This window comes from Pseudomonas sp. 14P5.3.2 (assembly GCF_057799175.1).
In genome coordinates, this window is sequence record NZ_JBYOKU010000021.1 from 78,027 (window position 1) to 97,445 (window position 19,419).

Annotated in this window: 21 protein-coding genes; 19 read left to right on the top strand and 2 right to left on the bottom strand. The window is 61.5% G+C overall.

Annotated features, from left to right (window positions below; genetic code table 11):
• Positions 1-14: 14 nt before the first annotated feature.
• The 14 genes from flhA to AC27VU_RS18035 all read left to right on the top strand — a co-directional run bounded on the left by flhA (position 15) and on the right by AC27VU_RS18035 (position 14,430).
• Entirely contained in the window at positions 15-2,144 is a 2,130-nt protein-coding gene (gene flhA, locus AC27VU_RS17970; protein ID WP_003222912.1) for a flagellar biosynthesis protein FlhA, read from the top strand.
• Positions 2,145-2,155: 11 nt separating this feature from the next.
• Positions 2,156-3,496, top strand: coding sequence for a flagellar biosynthesis GTPase FlhF (gene flhF, locus AC27VU_RS17975; RefSeq protein WP_003222914.1), 1,341 nt, complete (start codon positions 2,156-2,158; stop codon positions 3,494-3,496).
• Between the two features lie 113 nt (positions 3,497-3,609).
• The gene (gene fleN, locus AC27VU_RS17980; RefSeq protein ID WP_003222917.1) at positions 3,610-4,440 is read left to right on the top strand and encodes a flagellar synthesis regulator FleN; all 831 of its coding nucleotides are present in this window, start codon (positions 3,610-3,612) and stop codon (positions 4,438-4,440) included.
• On the top strand, positions 4,437-5,177 hold the full coding sequence (gene fliA, locus AC27VU_RS17985) for an RNA polymerase sigma factor FliA (protein ID WP_003222919.1): 741 nt from the start codon (positions 4,437-4,439) through the stop codon (positions 5,175-5,177). The genes fleN and fliA overlap by 4 nt, the downstream gene beginning before the upstream one ends.
• Before the next feature lie 166 nt (positions 5,178-5,343).
• Positions 5,344-5,715, top strand: a complete 372-nt coding sequence (locus AC27VU_RS17990; RefSeq protein ID WP_024012118.1) for a chemotaxis response regulator CheY — start codon at positions 5,344-5,346, stop codon at positions 5,713-5,715.
• A gap of 18 nt (positions 5,716-5,733) precedes the next feature.
• A complete protein-coding gene (locus AC27VU_RS17995) occupies positions 5,734-6,522 on the top strand; it encodes a protein phosphatase CheZ (RefSeq protein ID WP_003222924.1) in 789 nt (262 codons plus the stop codon).
• A gap of 35 nt (positions 6,523-6,557) precedes the next feature.
• Positions 6,558-8,831: a chemotaxis protein CheA gene (locus AC27VU_RS18000; RefSeq protein ID WP_488724576.1), complete on the top strand. Its 2,274-nt coding sequence runs from the start codon at positions 6,558-6,560 to the stop codon at positions 8,829-8,831.
• 49 nt (positions 8,832-8,880) lie between these two features.
• Positions 8,881-10,023: a protein-glutamate methylesterase/protein-glutamine glutaminase gene (locus AC27VU_RS18005; RefSeq protein WP_488724577.1), complete on the top strand. Its 1,143-nt coding sequence runs from the start codon at positions 8,881-8,883 to the stop codon at positions 10,021-10,023.
• Complete coding sequence (locus AC27VU_RS18010) at positions 10,023-10,763, top strand: flagellar motor protein (RefSeq protein ID WP_003222929.1); 741 nt, start codon at positions 10,023-10,025, stop codon at positions 10,761-10,763. The genes AC27VU_RS18005 and AC27VU_RS18010 overlap by 1 nt, the downstream gene beginning before the upstream one ends.
• 15 nt (positions 10,764-10,778) lie before the next feature.
• Positions 10,779-11,669 (top strand): flagellar motor protein MotD, encoded by an 891-nt coding sequence (motD, locus tag AC27VU_RS18015; RefSeq protein WP_003222931.1) that lies wholly within the window; start codon positions 10,779-10,781, stop codon positions 11,667-11,669.
• A 43-nt stretch (positions 11,670-11,712) separates the two neighbouring features.
• Positions 11,713-12,501, top strand: coding sequence for a ParA family protein (locus AC27VU_RS18020; protein WP_003222933.1), 789 nt, complete (start codon positions 11,713-11,715; stop codon positions 12,499-12,501).
• Between the two features lie 2 nt (positions 12,502-12,503).
• Entirely contained in the window at positions 12,504-13,466 is a 963-nt protein-coding gene (locus tag AC27VU_RS18025) for a CheW domain-containing protein (protein WP_488724578.1), read from the top strand.
• Positions 13,467-13,551: 85 nt separating this feature from the next.
• Positions 13,552-14,037, top strand: a complete 486-nt coding sequence (locus tag AC27VU_RS18030) for a chemotaxis protein CheW (RefSeq protein ID WP_126361291.1) — start codon at positions 13,552-13,554, stop codon at positions 14,035-14,037.
• Positions 14,038-14,430, top strand: coding sequence for a DUF2802 domain-containing protein (locus AC27VU_RS18035; protein ID WP_003222938.1), 393 nt, complete (start codon positions 14,038-14,040; stop codon positions 14,428-14,430).
• Positions 14,431-14,554: 124 nt separating this feature from the next.
• On the opposite strand, the gene AC27VU_RS18040 is transcribed toward AC27VU_RS18035, so the two are convergent.
• Both AC27VU_RS18040 and fliK read right to left on the bottom strand, forming a co-directional pair.
• Positions 14,555-14,884 carry an EscU/YscU/HrcU family type III secretion system export apparatus switch protein gene (locus AC27VU_RS18040; protein WP_003222939.1) on the bottom strand — a complete coding sequence of 110 codons (330 nt, stop codon included), beginning with the start codon at positions 14,882-14,884 and terminating at the stop codon, positions 14,555-14,557.
• Positions 14,881-16,461: a flagellar hook-length control protein FliK gene (fliK, locus tag AC27VU_RS18045; RefSeq protein WP_488724579.1), complete on the bottom strand. Its 1,581-nt coding sequence runs from the start codon at positions 16,459-16,461 to the stop codon at positions 14,881-14,883. The genes AC27VU_RS18040 and fliK overlap by 4 nt, the downstream gene beginning before the upstream one ends.
• A gap of 197 nt (positions 16,462-16,658) precedes the next feature.
• On the opposite strand from fliK, the gene ccmA reads away from it, so the two are divergent.
• The 5 genes from ccmA (at position 16,659) to ccmE (ending at position 19,418) form a co-directional block, all read left to right on the top strand.
• On the top strand, positions 16,659-17,294 hold the full coding sequence (gene ccmA, locus AC27VU_RS18050) for a cytochrome c biogenesis heme-transporting ATPase CcmA (RefSeq protein WP_108590665.1): 636 nt from the start codon (positions 16,659-16,661) through the stop codon (positions 17,292-17,294).
• Positions 17,291-17,959, top strand: a complete 669-nt coding sequence (gene ccmB / locus AC27VU_RS18055; RefSeq protein WP_003222942.1) for a heme exporter protein CcmB — start codon at positions 17,291-17,293, stop codon at positions 17,957-17,959. The genes ccmA and ccmB overlap by 4 nt, the downstream gene beginning before the upstream one ends.
• A 78-nt stretch (positions 17,960-18,037) precedes the next feature.
• Entirely contained in the window at positions 18,038-18,793 is a 756-nt protein-coding gene (locus AC27VU_RS18060) for a heme ABC transporter permease (protein WP_003222943.1), read from the top strand.
• Entirely contained in the window at positions 18,790-18,966 is a 177-nt protein-coding gene (gene ccmD / locus AC27VU_RS18065; protein ID WP_003222944.1) for a heme exporter protein CcmD, read from the top strand. Before AC27VU_RS18060 ends, ccmD begins: the two co-directional genes overlap by 4 nt.
• Positions 18,963-19,418: a cytochrome c maturation protein CcmE gene (gene ccmE, locus AC27VU_RS18070; RefSeq protein WP_003222945.1), complete on the top strand. Its 456-nt coding sequence runs from the start codon at positions 18,963-18,965 to the stop codon at positions 19,416-19,418. Before ccmD ends, ccmE begins: the two co-directional genes overlap by 4 nt.
• The last annotated feature ends 1 nt before the right edge of the window (position 19,419 follow it).

Sequence of the window (19,419 nt, forward strand, 5' to 3'; positions counted from 1 at the left end):
AACGGGGAAAACCGGTGGATCGCTCTCAGTTAATCAACAGCGCACGCTCGAACATTGCCGACCTCAGTCGAGGCAATCTGGGCGTGCCGTTGTTGCTGCTGGTCATGCTGGCCATGATGATGTTGCCGGTGCCGCCGTTCCTGCTGGACGTGTTTTTCACCTTCAACATTGCGCTGTCGATTGTCGTCCTGCTGGTCTGCGTGTACGCGCTGCGGCCGCTGGATTTTGCGGTGTTCCCGACCATTCTGCTGGTGGCGACGCTGCTGCGGCTGGCGTTGAACGTGGCCTCGACGCGGGTGGTGATGCTCCACGGTCAGGATGGCCACGCCGCTGCCGGTAAGGTGATCCAGGCCTTCGGTGAGGTGGTGATCGGCGGTAACTACGTGGTCGGTATCGTGGTGTTCGCGATCCTGATGATCATCAACTTCGTCGTGGTGACCAAGGGTGCCGGGCGGATTTCCGAGGTGAGCGCGCGCTTCACCCTCGATGCAATGCCCGGCAAACAAATGGCAATCGACGCCGACCTCAACGCTGGGCTGATCGACCAGAACCAGGCGAAGCTGCGCCGTCAGGAAGTCGCGCAAGAGGCCGAGTTCTACGGTTCGATGGACGGTGCGAGCAAGTTCGTCCGTGGTGACGCCATCGCCGGCCTGCTGATTCTGTTCATCAACCTCATTGGCGGTATGGCCGTCGGTATCTTCCAGCACAACATGACCTTCGCCGACGCGGGCAAGGTTTACGCCTTGCTGACCATTGGTGACGGTTTGGTGGCGCAATTGCCATCACTGTTGTTATCGACAGCGGCAGCGATCATGGTGACCCGTGCTTCCGGTTCGGAAGACATGGGCAAACAGATCAATCGCCAGATGTTCGCCTCGCCCAAAGCCCTGGCGGTGGCCGCTGGTTTGATGGCCGTGATGGGCCTCGTTCCGGGCATGCCGCACTTCTCGTTCCTGAGCATGGCTGCGCTGGCTGCCGGTGGCGCGTACCTGTTCTGGAAGAAGCAGAACGTCGCCAAGGTGCAGGCGCTGCAAGAGGTTCAGCGTCAACAGGAACTGCTGCCGTCGCCGGCCCGCGCCATGGAAACCAAGGAGCTGGGCTGGGATGACGTGACGCCGATCGACATGATCGGTCTGGAAGTCGGCTATCGCCTGATCCCGCTGGTGGATCGCAATCAGGGTGGTCAGTTGCTGGCGCGGATCAAGGGCGTGCGCAAGAAGCTCTCGCAGGATCTGGGCTTCCTGATGCCGACGGTGCATATTCGCGACAACCTCGATCTGGCGCCGAGCGCCTATCGCCTGACCCTGATGGGGGTGATCCTCGCCGAAGCCGAGATCTACCCGGATCGCGAACTGGCGATCAACCCGGGGCAGGTCTACGGCACGCTCAACGGCATTACCGCCAAAGATCCGGCTTTTGGTCTGGAGGCGGTGTGGATTGAAGTCAGCCAGCGTGCGCAGGCGCAATCGCTCGGTTACACCGTGGTCGACGCCAGTACCGTGGTCGCGACGCACTTGAACCAGATTCTGTACAAGCACTCCAGCGAGCTGATCGGCCACGAAGAAGTGCAGCAACTCATGCAATTGCTGGCCAAAAGCTCGCCGAAACTGGCTGAAGAGCTGGTACCGGGGGTGGTGTCGCTGTCGCAGTTGCTCAAAGTGCTGCAGGCGCTCCTGGCCGAACATGTGCCGGTGCGCGATATCCGCAGCATTGCCGAAGCCATCGCCAACAACGCCGCCAAGAGTCAAGATACCGCCGCTTTGGTGGCCGCAGTACGCGTCGGGGTATCCCGCGCCATCGTCCAAAGCATTGTAGGCACTGACTCCGAGCTGCCTGTGATCACCTTGGAACCAAGGTTGGAACAAATATTGCTCAATAGTCTGCAGAAGGCAGGACAAGGCTCTGAAGAGGGCGTTCTGCTGGAGCCAAGCATGGCCGAGAAGCTGCAGCGTTCGCTCATCGAAGCGGCGCAGCGCCAGGAAATGCAAGGTCAACCGGTGATCCTGTTGGTAGCAGGCCCGATACGCGCGATGCTTTCGCGTTTCGGCCGCCTCGCAGTCCCAGGGCTGCACGTGCTGGCCTACCAGGAAATTCCGGACAACAAGCAAGTGACCATCGTTGCGACAGTAGGGCCCAACGGCTGAGGTAGTGGTTTATGCAAGTTAAGCGTTTTTTCGCCGCCGATATGCGTCAGGCCATGAAGCTGGTTCGTGATGAGCTGGGCGCTGATGCCGCCATCATTGGCAACCGCCGCATTGCCGGCGGCGTCGAGCTGACGGCGGCGCTGGATTACAAATTGTCGGCGCTGGCGCCACGGGTTCCGAACATGGAACTCGAGGACGAGCTGCGCAAGACCCAGTCGCGCATCGTTACCGCCCAGGCCGAACTGAGCCTGCGTGGCGAAGCCGACGGCAACACCAATCGCCAGTTGTTCGCCGGGCTGCCGTTGACGGCAGGCCTGCCGCTGACCGCTGCCGAACCGTTGAGCGAACCGACTTACGCCGCCCCGGCGCGTCCGGCGCCGGCGCCTGCCCAGTCGTCCGCCGGCATCGATCCGCGTGCGCTGGATTCGATGCGTTTCGAATTGAACAGTCTGCGTGAGCTGATGGAAGTGCAGCTCGGCACCCTGGCCTGGAATCAGCTGCAAGGCAGCCGTCCGGCACAAGCCAATCTGTATCGCCGTCTGCAACGTATCGGTCTGTCCGGACCGTTGTCGCGCGACCTGTTGGCGATGATCACCGACATCGAAGAACCGCGTCAGGCCTGGCGCATGCTGCTCGCGCACCTGGCGCGAATGATTGCCGTGCCAGAAGTCGAGCCGCTGGAAGAGGGCGGGGTGATTGCCATGGTCGGCCCGGCCGGCATGGGCAAGACCACCACCCTGGCCAAACTCGCGGCGCGTTACGTGCTCAAGTACGGCGCGCAGAATGTCGCGCTGGTCAGCATGGACAGTTTCCGTATCGGCGCCCAGGAACAACTCAAGACCCTGGGGCGGATTCTCAATGTGCCGGTTACGCACGTCGATCCGGGCCAGTCGCTGGTGCAGGCACTCGACCCGCTGCTGCGCAAACGCGTGGTGCTGATCGATACCGCCGGCCTGCAGGCCAGCGATCCGGCACTGCGCATGCAGCTGGAAAGTCTGGCCGGGCGTGGCATCCGTTCAAAAAATTATCTGGTGCTGGCAACCACCAGCCAGAAACAGGTTCTAACCGCCGCTTATCACAGTTACAAGCGTTGCGGGCTTGCCGGCTGCATCCTGACTAAACTGGATGAGACGGCCAGCCTTGGCGAAGTGTTGAGCCTGGCGATCAGTCATGAACTGCCGGTCGCCTACCTGACCGACGGCCCACGGATTCCGGATGATCTGCATCTGCCGCGCCGTCATCAATTGGTCAGCCGCGCCGTCAGCGTGCAAATGCAGGAAGAACCCAGCGAAGAAGCCATGGCTGACATGTTCGCTGATATCTACCACAGCCCGACCAAGCAGGTTGGCTGAGGTAATGAACAGTTTTTGTACCTACATCGATGGTCTGCCATGCATTGTTCCGGTTGAGAACGCGCAGCCAGTAATGTGGCCTCCGTCTATGCAAGACAAGGTAAAGAAATAACATGGGCAGCATGCATCCCGTACAGGTGATCGCGGTGACCGGCGGCAAAGGTGGCGTCGGCAAGACTAACGTGTCAGTGAACTTGTCTCTGGCGCTGGCAGAGCTTGGCCGTCGGGTCATGCTGCTGGACGCCGATCTGGGGCTGGCGAACGTCGACGTTCTGCTGGGACTGACCCCCAAACGCACTTTGGCCGATGTCATCGAAGGCCGCTGTGAGCTGCGCGACGTGCTGTTGCAGGGCCCCGGCGGGATCCGCATCGTGCCGGCCGCTTCCGGCACCCAGAGCATGGTGCACCTGAGCCCGGCACAACACGCCGGTCTGATTCAGGCCTTCAGCGACATCGGCGACAACCTCGATGTGCTGGTGATCGACACCGCTGCGGGTATTGGTGACTCGGTAGTCAGTTTTGTCCGCGCCGCGCAGGAAGTGTTGCTGGTGGTCTGCGACGAGCCGACCTCGATCACCGACGCCTACGCGCTGATCAAACTGCTCAACCGCGACTACGGCATGAACCGCTTCCGCGTGCTGGCCAACATGGCGCAGAGCCCGCAGGAAGGGCGCAACCTGTTCGCCAAGTTGACCAAGGTCACGGATCGCTTCCTCGACGTCGCCTTACAATACGTCGGCGCGGTGCCGTACGACGAAAGCGTGCGCAAGGCAGTGCAGAAGCAGCGAGCGGTCTATGAAGCCTTCCCGCGTTCCAAGTGCGCGCTGGCGTTCAAGGCGATCGCGCAGAAGGTCGATACCTGGCCGCTGCCTGCCAACCCGCGTGGCCACCTGGAGTTTTTCGTCGAGCGCCTCGTGCAGCAAACGGCAGGGCCTGTGCTATGACCGCCAGCGGTATGAACTACTACAAGAAGTCGGCACGTGACGCGCAGTACGAGTTGATCGAGCGTTACGCGCCACTGGTCAAGCGCATTGCCTATCACCTGCTGGCGCGCTTGCCGGCGAGTGTGCAGGTTGAAGACCTGATTCAGGCCGGGATGATCGGCCTGCTCGAAGTCTCGACCAAATACGACGCCAGCAAAGGCGCCAGTTTCGAAACGTACGCGGGCATCCGGATCCGCGGCGCGATGCTCGACGAAGTACGCAAAGGGGATTGGGCACCGCGCTCGGTTCACCGCAACACCCGTATGGTCAGTGACGCAATTCGCGCAATTGAAGCTAAAACCGGCCGTGACGCTAAAGATCACGAGGTTGCGGCCGAACTCCAATTGAGTCTCGACGATTACTACGGGATTTTGAATGACACCCTGGGCAGCCGGCTGTTCAGTTTCGACGACCTGTTGCAGGACGGCGAACACGAAGGGCTGCACGAGGATGGCGCCAGTGCTCATCTTGAGCCGTCACGCGATCTGGAAGATGAACGCTTCCAGGCGGCGCTGGCGGACGCGATTGCCAATTTGCCGGAGCGTGAGCGACTGGTGTTGGCGCTGTACTACGACGAAGAGCTGAACCTCAAGGAGATCGGTGAAGTCCTTGGCGTCAGTGAATCGCGGGTCAGCCAGTTACACAGCCAGTGCGCGGCCCGTTTGCGGGGGCGTTTGGGGGAGTGGCGAGCGCGCTGAAGGCAGTGTGGGGACACTGCGAACGAGGCTGGTGCGGTGATGAACGGCACCGGTCTTGCTCTGTTGTGCTCCAGACAGTCTTCGAGTGCTGCGCCGATTGATTGAAGTGGCGCGTCCAGGTGCTGGGCGCGTTTAAGACTGCTTGGAGGTCGAATTGAACAAAGACATGAAAATCCTCATCGTTGATGACTTCTCAACGATGCGGCGGATCATCAAGAACCTGCTGCGGGATCTTGGGTTCACCAACACCGTCGAGGCCGACGATGGCACTACCGCCATTCCGGTGCTCAACAGCGGCAGCATCGACTTTCTGGTAACGGACTGGAACATGCCGGGCATGACCGGTATCGACTTGCTGCGCCACGTGCGTGCCGATGAAAAACTCAAGCATCTGCCCGTGCTGATGGTGACCGCTGAAGCCAAGCGCGAGCAAATCATCGAGGCTGCTCAGGCTGGTGTGAACGGCTATGTGGTCAAACCTTTCACGGCTCAGGCGTTGAAAGACAAAATCGAGAAGATTTTCGAACGCATCGGCTGATGAACGCGCGGGGGAGCTATGGAGCATAACGAATCTTCACAGGGCGATTTCGAGTCGACCCTGAAAAAACACGCGGTCGAACTGGTCGAAAGCCTTGAAAAAGGCAGGTTCGGCGACGCTGTGCAACTGATCCATGAGCTCAATCAGACCCGTGACCGCGGCCTGTATCAGGAAGTGGGCAAGCTCACACGCGAACTGCACAGTGCGATCGTCAACTTCCATATCGATCCGCACATGCCGCAGGCCGAGGAAGTGTCGCAAATCACCGACGCCACCGAACGCTTGGGCTATGTGGTCAAGCTGACCGAAGCCGCGGCCAACCGCACCATGGATCTGGTGGAAAGCGCCACGCCGGTGGTCAATGGCCTGGCTGAAGAAGCTCAGGCCTTGAGCACCGATTGGGGGCGCTTCATGCGTCGCGAAGTCGGGGCTGAAGAGTTCCGCGAACTGGCGCGCCGGGTCGACGGTTTTCTGTCACGCAGCAGCACGGACAACCGTGCGGTGTCGAGCAACCTGAACGACATCCTGCTGGCTCAGGATTACCAGGACCTCACCGGTCAGGTGATCAAGCGTGTGACCCAGTTGGTCACCGAAGTCGAAAGCAATTTGCTCAAACTCGTACTCATGGCCAGTCAGGTGGACCGCTTTGCGGGCATCGAACACGACCGTGCTGCGATGCTTGCAGAAAAAGATCCACAAAAACATCTCTCGCAGGGTGAAGGTCCGCAGATTCATGCCGATAAACGAGAAGACGTTGTGTCCGGTCAGGACGATGTGGACGATTTGTTATCCAGCCTTGGATTTTGAGTTTAGGTTTTTAGACCTGTAGGAGCACCCCATTAATGAGCTTCGGCGCCGATGAAGAGATCCTTCAGGATTTCCTGGTTGAGGCCGGCGAGATTCTTGAGCAACTGTCCGAGCAACTGGTCGAGCTGGAAAGCCGCCCGGATGACGCAGATCTGCTCAACGCAATTTTTCGCGGTTTCCACACTGTAAAAGGGGGCGCCGGCTTCCTTCAGCTCAATGAGCTGGTGGAGTGCTGTCACATCGCCGAAAACGTGTTCGACATCCTGCGCAAGGGTGAGCGTCGCGTTGATGCAGAACTGATGGACGTGGTGCTTGAAGCACTGGACGCGGTGAACAGCATGTTCAGCGAAGTCCGTGAACGTGCACCGATCACTGCTGCAACCCCGGAACTGCTGGCCGCGCTGGCGCGTCTGGCCGAACCGCAATCGGCGGACGAAGCCCCGGCTTCGCCAGTGGCCGAGATGATCGAAGAGCTGGTTGTCGAAGGCGATTCCGGCGACATCACCGATAACGAATTTGAACAGCTGCTGGATTCGCTGAACGCCGTCAAGGCTGAAGCCGAAGCCCCGGCCGCTGCTGCACCTGCGCCAACTGCCGATACGGCAGCGAGCGATGAAATTACCGACGCTGAATTCGAGTCGTTGCTCGATCAGTTGCACGGCAAGGGCCAGTTCGCGCCAGACGCCGTGGCACCGACAGCGGCCGCTCCGGCGGCACCGGCTGCCGGTGACAGCTCGGACATCACCGACGACGAATTCGAAGCACTGCTCGATCAGTTGCATGGCAAGGGCAATTTTGCCGTGGAAGCGCTGGAGTCGGCGATCGCCTCGGCACCGGCTGCGCCAGCCGCTCCGGTGGCTGCGGCTGCCGGCAGTGATCTGATCAGCGATCACGAATTCGAATCGCTGCTCGACGAGTTGCACGGCAAAGGCAAGTTCACCGATGTTGGCGCCGCTGCTGCTGGCACCGCGTCGACAGTCGCTGCGCCAGCTGCCAAGGCGGCTGCTGCTCCGGCCGCCGCGCCGAAAGCTGCGCCCAAGCCTGAGCCAAAAACTGAAACGCCAAAACCGGCAGCCGCTGCTGCTCCGGCCCCGGCCCGCGCCGCCGCTGCTCCGCCACCAGAAAAACCGGCCAGCGAAGCCGAAACCACTGTTCGTGTCGATACCGCGCGTCTCGACGAAATCATGAACATGGTCGGCGAACTGGTACTGGTGCGTAACCGTCTGGTGCGCCTGGGCCTCAACAGCGGCGACGAAGCCATGTCCAAGGCCGTGTCGAACCTCGACGTGGTCACGGCTGACTTGCAGACCGCAGTGATGAAGACCCGGATGCAGCCGATCAAGAAGGTCTTCGGGCGCTTCCCGCGTCTGGTTCGCGACCTCGCGCGTCAGCTGAAGAAAGAGATCAACCTGGAACTGGTGGGTGAAGAAACCGACCTCGACAAAAACCTTGTCGAGGCCCTGGCCGACCCGCTGGTCCACTTGGTGCGCAACGCGGTCGACCACGGCATCGAGTCACCGGAAGAACGTGAAGCTTCGGGCAAGGCCCGCGGCGGTCGCGTGGTGTTGGCGGCCGAGCAGGAAGGCGACCACATCCTGTTGTCGATCTCCGATGACGGCAAGGGCATGGACCCGAACGTGTTGCGTTCGATCGCGGTAAAACGCGGTGTGATGGACAAGGACGCGGCCGATCGCCTGAGTGATACCGAGTGCTACAACCTGATCTTCGCCCCGGGCTTCTCGACCAAGACCGAGATTTCCGACGTGTCCGGCCGCGGTGTCGGCATGGACGTGGTGAAGACCAAGATTTCCCAGCTCAACGGTTCGATCAACATCTACTCGACCAAGGGCCAGGGCTCGAAGATCGTCATCAAGGTGCCGCTGACGCTTGCGATCATGCCGACCCTGATGGTCATGCTCGGCAATCAGGCGTTTGCGTTCCCGTTGGTCAACGTCAACGAAATCTTCCACCTCGACCTGTCGACCACCAACGTGGTGGATGGCCAGGAAGTGGTGATCGTGCGGGACAAGGCGCTGCCATTGTTCTACCTCAAGCGCTGGCTGGTCAGCTCCGCCGCTCACGAAGAGCAGCGTGAAGGCCATGTGGTGATCCTTTCGGTGGGCACTCAGCGGATCGGCTTCGTCGTCGATCAACTGGTCGGCCAGGAAGAAGTGGTCATCAAGCCATTGGGCAAAATGCTCCAGGGCACTCCGGGCATGTCCGGCGCCACCATTACCGGTGACGGCCGCATCGCTCTGATCCTCGATGTTCCAAGCATGCTCAAGCGTTACGCCGCACGGCGTATTTGAATCCGGGGCAGCGGGGCGACGACGTCCCGCTGCGCCTAATGGAGTGTTTATGGCAGTCAAAGTCCTGGTGGTGGACGATTCGGGTTTTTTCCGCCGCCGCGTCTCGGAAATTCTTTCAGCGGATCCGAGCATCCAGGTGGTCGGCACGGCCACCAACGGTAAAGAGGCGATCGATCAGGCCCTGGCCCTCAAGCCGGACGTGATCACCATGGACTACGAGATGCCGATGATGGATGGCATCACGGCGGTGCGGCACATCATGCAGCGCTGCCCGACTCCGGTGTTGATGTTCTCCTCGCTGACGCACGAAGGCGCCCGGGTCACCCTGGATGCACTGGACGCCGGCGCGGTGGATTTCCTGCCGAAGAATTTCGAAGACATCTCGCGCAATCCCGAGAAGGTCAAGCAACTGCTGTGCGAGAAGGTTCACAGCATCTCGCGCAGTAATCGTCGTTTCAGTGCCTACAGTGCGCCGGCTCCGGCCGCTGCACCGACGCCTGCACCCGCCCCGGCGCCAGCGGCTTCGAGTTTCAGCAGCCACAGCGCTGCTGCTCCGACGCGTCCGTCCCCGGCTCCAGCACCTGCTCGCGCGCCGGCGGCCAGCGCTGCGTCGCCGGCACCGAAACGCAAAGCCTACAAACTGGTGGCCATCGGTACTTCGACCGGTGGCCCGGTTGCCCTGCAACGGGTGCTGACTCAGTTGCCGGCGAACTTCCCGGCGCCGATCGTGCTGATCCAGCACATGCCGGCGGCGTTCACCAAGGCGTTTGCCGAGCGTCTCGACAAGCTGTGCCGCATCAGCGTCAAGGAAGCCGAGGATGGCGACATCCTGCGTCCGGGCCTGGCGCTGCTGGCGCCGGGTGGCAAGCAGATGATGATCGACGGCCGTGGTGCGGTGAAAATCCTCCCGGGCGACGAGCGTCTGAATTACAAGCCGTGCGTGGACATCACCTTCGGTTCTGCGGCCAAGTCCTACGGTGACAAAGTTCTGGCGGTGGTCCTCACCGGCATGGGCGCCGATGGCCGCGAAGGCGCGCGTCTGCTCAAGCAGGGCGGCAGCTCGGTATGGGCGCAAGACGAAGCCAGTTGCGTGATCTACGGCATGCCGATGGCCATCGTCAAAGCTGATCTGGCTGACGCGGTCTACGGCCTGGACGACATCGGCAAGCACATCGTCGAGGCGTGTATCTGATGGATGTTCTAAGCCTTATCGGGATCATCATGGCGTTCGTCGCCATCATCGGCGGCAACTACCTTGAAGGCGGTCACCTCGGCGCGCTGGCCAACGGCCCGGCGGCGCTGATCGTCCTCGGTGGCACCATCGGTGCCGCGCTGCTGCAATCGCCGATGAGCGCCTTCAAGCGCGCCATGCAGATTCTCGCCTGGATCCTGTTCCCGCCACGGGTCGACCTGGCCGGCGGTATCGACCGGGTGGTCAACTGGAGCCTCACTGCGCGCAAGGAAGGCCTGCTGGGTCTGGAAGGCGTGGCCGATGCCGAACCGGACAACTACTCGCGCAAGGGCCTGCAACTGCTGGTCGATGGCGCCGAACCGGAAGCGATCCGCAGCATTCTCGAAGTGGATTTCTACACCCAGGAAGCGCGCGACATCGAGGCTGCCAAAGTCTTCGAAAGCATGGGCGGCTACGCGCCGACCATCGGCATCATCGGTGCGGTAATGGGCCTGATTCATGTGATGGGCAACCTCGCTGATCCGACGCAATTGGGCAGCGGTATTGCCGTGGCCTTCGTCGCGACCATCTACGGTGTGGCCAGTGCCAACCTGGTGTTGCTGCCGGTGGCGGCCAAGCTCAAGTCAATCGCGTTGCGGCAGTCGCGTTATCGCGAAATGTTGTTGGAAGGTATTTTGTCGATCGCCGAAGGTGAAAACCCTCGCTCTATCGAGCTGAAGCTTCAGGGCTTCATGGATTGATGGGGGTAATGGACTATGGCTCGCCGCAGGCATCAGGAAGAACACGTTAATCACGAGCGCTGGCTCGTGTCCTACGCGGATTTCATCACGCTGCTGTTCGCGTTCTTCGTGGTGATGTACTCGATCTCGTCGATCAACGAAGGCAAGTACAAGGTCATTTCCGAAGCGCTGATCGGGGTTTTCACTGACTCCGACCGCTCGCTAAAACCGATCCCGATCGGTGAGGAACGACCGAAAACCGTGACCCCGGCCAAGCCGTTGGTCAAGGACAGCGAGCAGGTTGACGCCGGTATCGCCGGTGCCAGCGATCCGCTGAAAAGCATTGCCGATGACATCAGTGCCGCGTTCGGCGACTTGATCGCCTCCAACCAGATGACCGTGCGCGGCAACGAGTTGTGGGTCGAGATCGAACTCAATTCCAGCCTGTTGTTCGGCAGCGGCGACGCGATGCCGAGCGATATCGCCTTCAACATCATCGACAAGGTTGCAGCGATCCTCAAACCGTTCGACAACCCGATCCATGTCGAAGGCTTCACCGACGATCAGCCGATCCGCACCGCGCAGTACCCGACCAACTGGGAACTGTCCTCGGCGCGTTCGGCGAGCATCGTGCGCATGCTCGCGATGCAGGGTGTGAACCCTGGTCGTCTGGCCTCGGTGGGTTATGGTGAGTTTCAGCCGGTGGCCAACAATGCCACCGCCGAAGGCCGGGCGAAAAACCGTCGCGTGGTGCTGGTGGTGTCGCGCAACCTCGATGTGCGCCGCAGTCTGACCGGTACCGGAACCGCCAATGCGCAACCGGACGCGGCATTGAAGCGCGCTGGCACACAAACTGCACCGACCCCGGTCAAGACGCCGGGACGCGAGAGTGCCGTCAATTCTCCGTCACCCGCATTAATACGCTGAGCTATGTCTCGGTCGAGCATCTCGGCCGGGAGGAACGAACCGAATGAGAGTCTGGGCAGTCGCCAATCAAAAGGGTGGTGTCGGTAAAACCACATCTTCCATCGCTTTAGCCGGATTGCTGGCGGAGGCGGGCAAGCGCGTGGTTGTGGTCGATCTCGACCCGCACGGCTCGATGACCAGCTATTTCGGCTACGACCCCGACAGCCTGGAACACAGCAACTACGACCTGTTTCTGCACAAGGGCAGCGTGCCGCAAGGCTTGCCCGGACAGTTGCTGCTGTCGACCAGCGACGAACGTATTTCCCTGTTGCCGTCGAGTACCGCACTCGCCACCCTTGAGCGCCAGTCGCCGGGGCAGAGTGGTTTGGGCCTGGTGATCGCCAAGAGTCTGGCGCAGCTGTGGCAGGACTTCGATTACGCGATCATCGACAGCCCGCCCTTGCTCGGCGTGCTGATGGTCAACGCCCTGGCCGCGAGCCAGCAACTGGTGATCCCGGTGCAGACCGAGCACCTGGCCGTCAAAGGCCTGGAACGCATGGTCAACACCCTGGCGATGATCAACCGCTCGCGCAAACAGGCGCTGCCGTTCAGCATCGTGCCGACCCTGTTCGACCGCCGCACGCAGGCGTCGCTGGGCACCTTGCGCGTGCTGCGCGACAAGTTTCCGGAAGAGATCTGGCAGGGTTACATCCCGGTCGATACCCGTCTGCGCGACGCCAGCCGGGCCGGTGTCACACCTTCGCAATTCGACGGCAAGAGTCGCGGCGTGCTGGCTTACCGCGCGCTGCTCAAGCATCTGCTGGCGCAACAACTTGTTCCGCAGGTGGCTTGAGCATGAACCGGCCGATCAAACTGACGTCGCGCCCGCAACTGGCGTTGCAGTCCTATCTGGACAGCTTGCTGCAGGAGATTCCTGACGAGTTGCCGCCAGTGGAAGTGCAGGTCGAGGTGCCGGTCGAGGTGGTCGAAAGCGCTGCGGCGCTGGATGAATTCCAGGCGGCGGTGCTTGAAGAGCAGGCGCGTGATGCGCAGAAAACCACCAAACCTGCCGCCCCGGTTGCCGCGCCTGCCGCCGCGCCGATCGCCAAGGCGCCAGTGGCGTTGATCGAAGAAGCCGAGCCGCCGCGCGCGCCGGTTTCGACACTCGCACCGCTGTTGCAAACCCAATTGCTGAAAACCGCGCCGGAACCGGTCGTGGCCGAACCGGCGCCGGTGGCACCGGCACCCGTCGAACAGACGCTGGTGCCGCCAGTGGTGGAAGTGCACCTGCCACCGAGCAACACGCCGCCACCGGTGGAAACCGATGGCCGTCCGGCCTGGGCTTCGGAAGCCTTCGAATGCCTGTTGTTCGATGTTGCCGGGCTGACACTGGCGGTGCCGCTGGTGTGCCTCGGTTCGATCTATTCGCTGGCCGGCCACGAGTTGACGCCGCTGTTCGGGCAGCCGGAATGGTTCCTCGGGATTCTGCCGAGTCAGGCCGGCAATCTCAAAGTATTGGACACGGCGCGTTGGGTCATGCCGGATCGCTACCGCGATGACTTCCGTCAGGGCCTGCAGTACGTGATTTCGGTACAAGGTTACGAGTGGGGCCTGGCGGTGCATCAGGTCAGCCGTTCGTTGCGTCTGGATCCGAATGAAATCAAATGGAGAAGTCACCGGGGTCAGCGGCCATGGCTTGCCGGCACGGTGATCGAGCACATGTGTGCATTACTTGATGTAGCCGCGCTGGCCGAGTTGATCGCCAGTGGCGGGGCAAAACACATGTCCGGCAGTAAGCCGAACCACAAACCGACATAACACTTCCATAACAGACAGGCGTCGGCATACGCATGCCGGCGGACGAAACATACACCGCTAGAGCGGTACTTCGAGGGGCTAGGGTATGAACGACAAGGCGACGGCGGCAAAGGGTTCTGAAGATCCGATCCTGCAATGGGTGACCTTCAAGCTGGACAACGAAACCTACGGCATCAACGTGATGCGCGTTCAGGAAGTCCTGCGCTACACCGAGATCGCGCCGGTTCCGGGTGCGCCAAGCTACGTGCTGGGCATCATCAACCTGCGCGGTAACGTGGTCACCGTGATCGACACCCGTCAGCGCTTCGGCCTGAACAGCGGCGAGATCAGCGACAACACCCGTATCGTCATCATCGAAGCCGACAAGCAAGTGGTCGGGATCATGGTCGACAGCGTGGCGGAAGTGGTTTACCTGCGTCAGTCGGAAATCGAGACCGCGCCGAACGTCGGCAACGAAGAATCGGCCAAGTTCATCCAGGGCGTGTGCAACAAGAACAACGAGTTGCTGATCCTGGTCGAGCTGGACAAGATGATGAGCGAAGAAGAATGGTCGGAACTGGAGAGCATCTGATTGATTCTCGAGGTAGCGGTCATTGTCCTGTTCCTCTTCTGGGCAGGCACGCTGGCAATGTTTCTGGCGTACATCAAGGCGCAAAAGGTCATCGCTGCGCAGCAGGCCCAGGGCGATGCGCTGCGTGATCAGCGCATCAAGGACCTGGCCAAGCGCGTAGACGATTACCAGAACGGCAACGTGCGCATGGGCGAAGCCCTGCACGAGCTGCGCTCGGTCGTCGGCCCGTTGCCGGACAAGATTGTCGCGCTGGAACAGCGCGACCCGTCGAGCCTGTCGTTCGCCCAGGCGGCGAAACTGGTGGGGATGGGCGCGAGCGTCGATGAGCTGACTCAGTCCTGTGGCTTGACCCAGGCTGAGGCGGAGTTGATGCGCAAGCTGCACAGAAGCTGATTTTTGCTCTAAAGCGGAAATCGCCATTCGCGAGCAAGCCCGCTCCCACATTTGACCGCGATCCTATTGAAGGAATGCGATCAAATGTGGGAGCGGGCTTGCTCGCGAAGGGGCCTTCGAAACCTCAGTAATCATCCCCGCGTTCGGTAACGTCCTTCTCGACCATCGGCGCATCCGGGTCCTGTCCCTCGGGGAATTTCCCCTTCAGGTTCCACGCAAACGCGATGATCTCGGCAATCGTGCGGTACAGCTCCTCGGGGATGCTGTCGCCCAGTTCCATGCGCGCCAACAGCCGCACCAGCTCGGCGTTTTCATAGATCGGCACTTCACAGTCACGGGCAATGCGCAGGATTTCTTCGGCCAGTTCCTCGTCGCCCTTGGCGGTGAGGGTCGGGGCGTGGTTGCCGTCGTATTTAAGGGCGATGGCCTGGCGTGGAGCAGTGGAATCGTTCATGCGGTTTCGTCGACCCAGCGGTGTTCGAGGCGAGTGTGGTTGCCTTGCGGCGGGGTGCCGAGGTGGCAGTCGAGATCGCCGACATTCAGGCCGCGATCGAGCAGGCGCTGGCGCAGCGCGAACAGATTGGTTTCGATCAGGTCGGCGGTGTACGGGCGTTCGGCCCAGAGCTGACTCGACAGGCTGCCGGCAATCAACTGTGCCTGAATCTGCATCGGTCCCAGCGGCTCCATGTCAAAGGCCAGATCGACGCGCCACAGCTGTTGCCTGGGCTCGCGCTCGTCACGGCGTTCGTTGGGTTGCGGTTCTCTTTCCGGCGCTTCTTCACGTTGGAACTTGACCTGCAGCGGCACGATGTCCTGCAAGTTGCGCATGGGGATTTCCAGCTGCCAGGTACTGAGCAGGCGACCATCGTCGGTGAGCCCGGTCTGTTCCAGGCTCGACAGTTGATGGCTTTGCAGGCGCGACACGGCTGCCGCGGCGAGGCGCAGCAGATGTTCCAGATCGCCTTCGCCCTCGAGGCTTTGCAGCAGGCGGTCGGGCAGCGGGAAACTGCTCGGCAGCGGTTTGGCGCTGACCTGACCGAGGGTGCCGAGGGCGTTGCGCACGAAGCTCGGCAGCGCTTGCGCCAGGGTGTTGGCGGCGATGATTGCGTTGAAACTGGCATTGCCCGGCGCACCCGGTGACAGCTGTGCGATCAACTTGAGCAGATCGGCTTTCATGTCCGGGGCCAGCGCGGGATTCTGTCCGGTCAGCAGTTTGGCTTCGAGAAAGGCGCCGCTGCCGGCCAGGGCCAGGGCGACGCCTTTGGCGGTGCTCATCTGCTGCACGTCGGGCAGGTTGGCGAGCAGGCGTACGACGGCTGCGCGCAGGTCCTGCGAGGTCTGATCGTCGTCGCTCGGCAGGTTTTGCAAGGCGTTGAGCAAACCGTCCAGCGAACCCTGGCGACTCTGCTGGCCGAGCAGTTGCTGGCTCACCGCCAATTGCTCCTGGCGGCTGCTCAGTGGCACGAACTTGAGGGTTTGCGAGTCTTCCACCAGTGCCGAGAGCAGGGTGCCGATGCGCAGCGGCGTCGGACTGTCGATGTCCAGCGTGGCACCGCTTTGCGCGGTGTTGAGCAGGCTCACCAGCGAGCGGTACACCGTCGGCTGTCCTGGCACTTGCGGCAACGTCTGTGAGGTCAGCACCTTGCCTTGCAGCAGCGTGCCGACCGGCAATTGCGCCGTATCAATGCGGGTGAGGGCGGCGACGCTGCTGGCAATCGCCTGCTGCACGGTGATCGCCAGATTGCCCGCCGACGGCTGGGTCACTGCCAGATTGGTGCCGGTCGGCAGCGGCAGGGTGCTGGTGGCCTGCACGGTGGTCTGCCGGCCGCCGTCGACGGTCACCTTCAGCAGCAGTTGAAAGGTCTGATCCGCCTGTTTGAGTGACAACACCTCGGCCTGCGCGCTTTGCCCGGCGCCGATCAAGCCTTCGACCGGGGTCAGCAGCTTGAGCAATTCACCGCTCATCACCAGCGGGCGTGTGTTCGCCGGGGTGGTGGGCGGGAGCGGGAGGATGTTCATTTCACCTGTCATACGCGGACACAACCTGAGGAAATTGCACGCTTGGGAGTAAGGCACGCCATGTATAATGCCGCGCGTCTTGCGCTTCGTTCAGAAAACATAGCAATTGTTTGATCCAGCTCTCTGATTCGCACCGTCATTGCATTTATCCTGCATCTCTTTAACGGCCGCGCCAGAGCCGACTTGAACCGTATAAGGCCCGTGATCCCTTGACCAGTCCTGTCCTGCAAACCGTTGCCCTTGCCTGTGAGCGAGACCTGCGGCTGCTCTTCGAAAATCTCGAATTGCGACTGGCCAGTGGCGATATGGTGCAGATCAGCGGCCCCAACGGCAGCGGCAAGACCAGTCTGCTGCGCCTGTTGTCCGGGTTGATGCAGCCGACCAGCGGTCAGGTGCTGCTCAACGGCCAGCCCTTGGCCGCCCAGCCGAGCGAACTGGCGCGCAACCTGTTGTGGATCGGCCACGCCGCCGGGATCAAGGACCTGCTGACCCCCGAAGAGAACCTGTCCTGGCTCTGCGCCCTGCATCGGCCGGCCGAGCGCGAGGCGATCTGGCAGGCATTGGCTGCCGTAGGATTGCGCGGTTTCGAAGATGTTCCCTGCCACACCCTGTCCGCCGGTCAGCAACGCCGCGTGGCCCTGGCGCGGCTGTATCTGGACAGCCCGCCGCTGTGGATTCTCGACGAGCCATTCACCGCGCTCGACAAACAGGGTGTGGCGCAACTTGAAGAACACCTGGCCGGGCACTGTGAACGCGGCGGTCTGGTGGTGTTGACCACGCACCACACGCTGAGCCGGATGCCGGCCGGTTATCGCGATATCGATCTGGGGAACTGGGCAGTATGAGTGTGTTCGGCCTGCTGGTTGCCCGTGAGTCCCGTCTGCTGTTTCGTCGCCCGGCGGAACTGGCCAATCCGCTGATTTTCTTCGCCATTGTCATCGCTTTGTTCCCGCTGGCCGTCGGCCCGGAAACTCAAGTCTTGCAAAACCTGTCCCCGGGGTTAGTCTGGGTGGCCGCGCTGTTGTCGGTCCTGCTCTCGCTGGACGGACTGTTTCGCAGTGATTTCGAAGATGGCTCCCTGGAACAGTGGGTCCTTTCGCCGCATCCGCTGCCCTTATTGGTGCTGGCCAAGGTGCTGGCACACTGGTTGTTCTCGGGACTGGCACTGGTTCTGCTCTCGCCGTTGCTGGCGTTGATGCTCGGTTTGCCGGTCGCCTGTCTGCCGGTGTTGCTGTTGTCGTTGCTGCTGGGTACACCGGTGTTGAGCTTGCTCGGCGCGGTGGGCGCGGCGCTGACGGTGGGTTTGAAACGTGGCGGCCTGTTGCTGGCGTTGCTGATTCTGCCGTTGTACATCCCGGTGTTGATCCTTGGCAGTGGCGCCTTGCAGGCCGCCTTGCAAGGCATGCCGGCGACCGGGTATCTGCTGTGGCTGGGTAGCCTGACCGCCCTGGCGATCACCCTGACACCTTTTGCAATAGCTGCTGGCCTGAAGATCAGCGTCGGCGAATAATGAGGTCTGGTTAAAATTTAACCAGCAAAGACCCTGAGACCGCTCACACCGATGAGCGGCACCCGTGATGGAAACAGTATGAACTGGACCTGGTTTCACAAGCTCGGCTCGCCCAAGTGGTTCTACGGCATCAGCAGCCGGTTTCTGCCGTGGCTGAGCATTGCCGCGTTGCTGTTGATCAGCGTTGGCGTCGTCTGGGGCCTGGCCTTCGCGCCGCCGGATTATCAGCAGGGCAACAGCTTCCGCATCATCTACATCCACGTGCCTGCGGCGATGCTCGCGCAGTCGATCTACGTGATGCTGGCGGTGTGCGGCGTGGTCGGGCTGGTGTGGAAGATGAAACTGGCTGACGTCGCGCTGCAATGTGCGGCACCGATCGGCGCATGGATGACTGCGGTGGCGCTGGTCACCGGGGCGATCTGGGGCAAGCCGACCTGGGGTTCGTGGTGGGTCTGGGATGCGCGGCTGACGTCGATGCTGATTCTGCTGTTCCTGTATTTCGGGGTGATCGCGCTGGGCAATGCCATCAGCAACCGTGACAGCGCCGCCAAGGCCTGCGCGGTACTGGCGATCGTCGGGGTGATCAACATTCCGATCATCAAATACTCGGTGGAGTGGTGGAACACCCTGCACCAGGGCGCGACCTTCACCCTCACTGAGAAACCTGCGATGCCCGCCGAAATGTGGCTGCCGCTGCTGCTGACGGTGCTGGGGTTCTACTGCTTCTTCGGTGCGGTGCTGTTGCTGCGTATGCGCCTTGAAGTGCTCAAGCGCGAAGCCCGCGCCAGTTGGGTCAAAGAAGAAGTGCAGAACAGTCTGGAGGCTGCGCGATGAGTTTCGCTTCATTCGGCGACTTCCTCGCCATGGGCCATCACGGCCTGTACGTCTGGTCGGCCTACGGCATCTGTCTGGCGGTGCTGATCCTCAACGTGGTCGCACCGATTGCGGCCCGCAAGCGCTATCTGCAACAAGAGGCGCGTCGTCTGCGCCGGGAGAACGGCAAGTGAATCCGCTGCGCAAAAAACGTCTGATCATCATTCTGGCGATTCTGGTCGGGGTCGGCGCTGCCGTCGGCCTGGCTCTCAGCGCCCTTCAGGAAAACATCAACCTGTTTTACACGCCAACCCAGATCGCCAACGGCGAAGCCCCGCACGACACGCGCATCCGCGCCGGCGGCATGGTCGAGAAGGGTTCGCTGCAACGCTCGCCGGACTCGCTGGACGTCAAGTTCATCGTCACCGACTTCAACAAATCCGTGACCATCACCTACCGCGGCATCCTCCCGGATCTGTTCCGCGAAGGGCAGGGCATCGTCGCCCTGGGCAAACTCAACGCGGACGGCGTGGTGGTGGCCGATGAAGTGCTGGCCAAGCACGACGAGAAGTACATGCCGCCGGAAGTGACCAAAGCGTTGAAAGACAGTGGTCAATCGGCACCGACCCAAGCGAAGGAGGGTTGAT

Excerpts from the sequence above, each read along its gene's own strand:
- AC27VU_RS18005 (WP_488724577.1), top strand. The coding sequence starts at position 8,881 with ATGGCAGTCAAAGTCCTGGTGGTGGACGATTCGGGTTTTTTCCGCCGC.
- fleN (WP_003222917.1), top strand. The coding sequence starts at position 3,610 with ATGGGCAGCATGCATCCCGTACAGGTGATCGCGGTGACCGGCGGCAAA.
- fliA (WP_003222919.1), top strand. The coding sequence starts at position 4,437 with ATGACCGCCAGCGGTATGAACTACTACAAGAAGTCGGCACGTGACGCG.
- AC27VU_RS18025 (WP_488724578.1), top strand. The coding sequence starts at position 12,504 with ATGAACCGGCCGATCAAACTGACGTCGCGCCCGCAACTGGCGTTGCAG.
- ccmD (WP_003222944.1), top strand. The coding sequence starts at position 18,790 with ATGAGTTTCGCTTCATTCGGCGACTTCCTCGCCATGGGCCATCACGGC.
- motD (WP_003222931.1), top strand. The coding sequence starts at position 10,779 with ATGGCTCGCCGCAGGCATCAGGAAGAACACGTTAATCACGAGCGCTGG.
- flhF (WP_003222914.1), top strand. The coding sequence starts at position 2,156 with ATGCAAGTTAAGCGTTTTTTCGCCGCCGATATGCGTCAGGCCATGAAG.
- AC27VU_RS18000 (WP_488724576.1), top strand. The coding sequence starts at position 6,558 with ATGAGCTTCGGCGCCGATGAAGAGATCCTTCAGGATTTCCTGGTTGAG.
- AC27VU_RS18020 (WP_003222933.1), top strand. The coding sequence starts at position 11,713 with ATGAGAGTCTGGGCAGTCGCCAATCAAAAGGGTGGTGTCGGTAAAACC.
- AC27VU_RS18030 (WP_126361291.1), top strand. The coding sequence starts at position 13,552 with ATGAACGACAAGGCGACGGCGGCAAAGGGTTCTGAAGATCCGATCCTG.
- AC27VU_RS18060 (WP_003222943.1), top strand. The coding sequence starts at position 18,038 with ATGAACTGGACCTGGTTTCACAAGCTCGGCTCGCCCAAGTGGTTCTAC.
- ccmB (WP_003222942.1), top strand. The coding sequence starts at position 17,291 with ATGAGTGTGTTCGGCCTGCTGGTTGCCCGTGAGTCCCGTCTGCTGTTT.
- fliK (WP_488724579.1), bottom strand. The coding sequence starts at position 16,461 with ATGACAGGTGAAATGAACATCCTCCCGCTCCCGCCCACCACCCCGGCG.
- AC27VU_RS17995 (WP_003222924.1), top strand. The coding sequence starts at position 5,734 with ATGGAGCATAACGAATCTTCACAGGGCGATTTCGAGTCGACCCTGAAA.
- AC27VU_RS18040 (WP_003222939.1), bottom strand. The coding sequence starts at position 14,884 with ATGAACGATTCCACTGCTCCACGCCAGGCCATCGCCCTTAAATACGAC.
- AC27VU_RS18010 (WP_003222929.1), top strand. The coding sequence starts at position 10,023 with ATGGATGTTCTAAGCCTTATCGGGATCATCATGGCGTTCGTCGCCATC.
- AC27VU_RS17990 (WP_024012118.1), top strand. The coding sequence starts at position 5,344 with ATGAAAATCCTCATCGTTGATGACTTCTCAACGATGCGGCGGATCATC.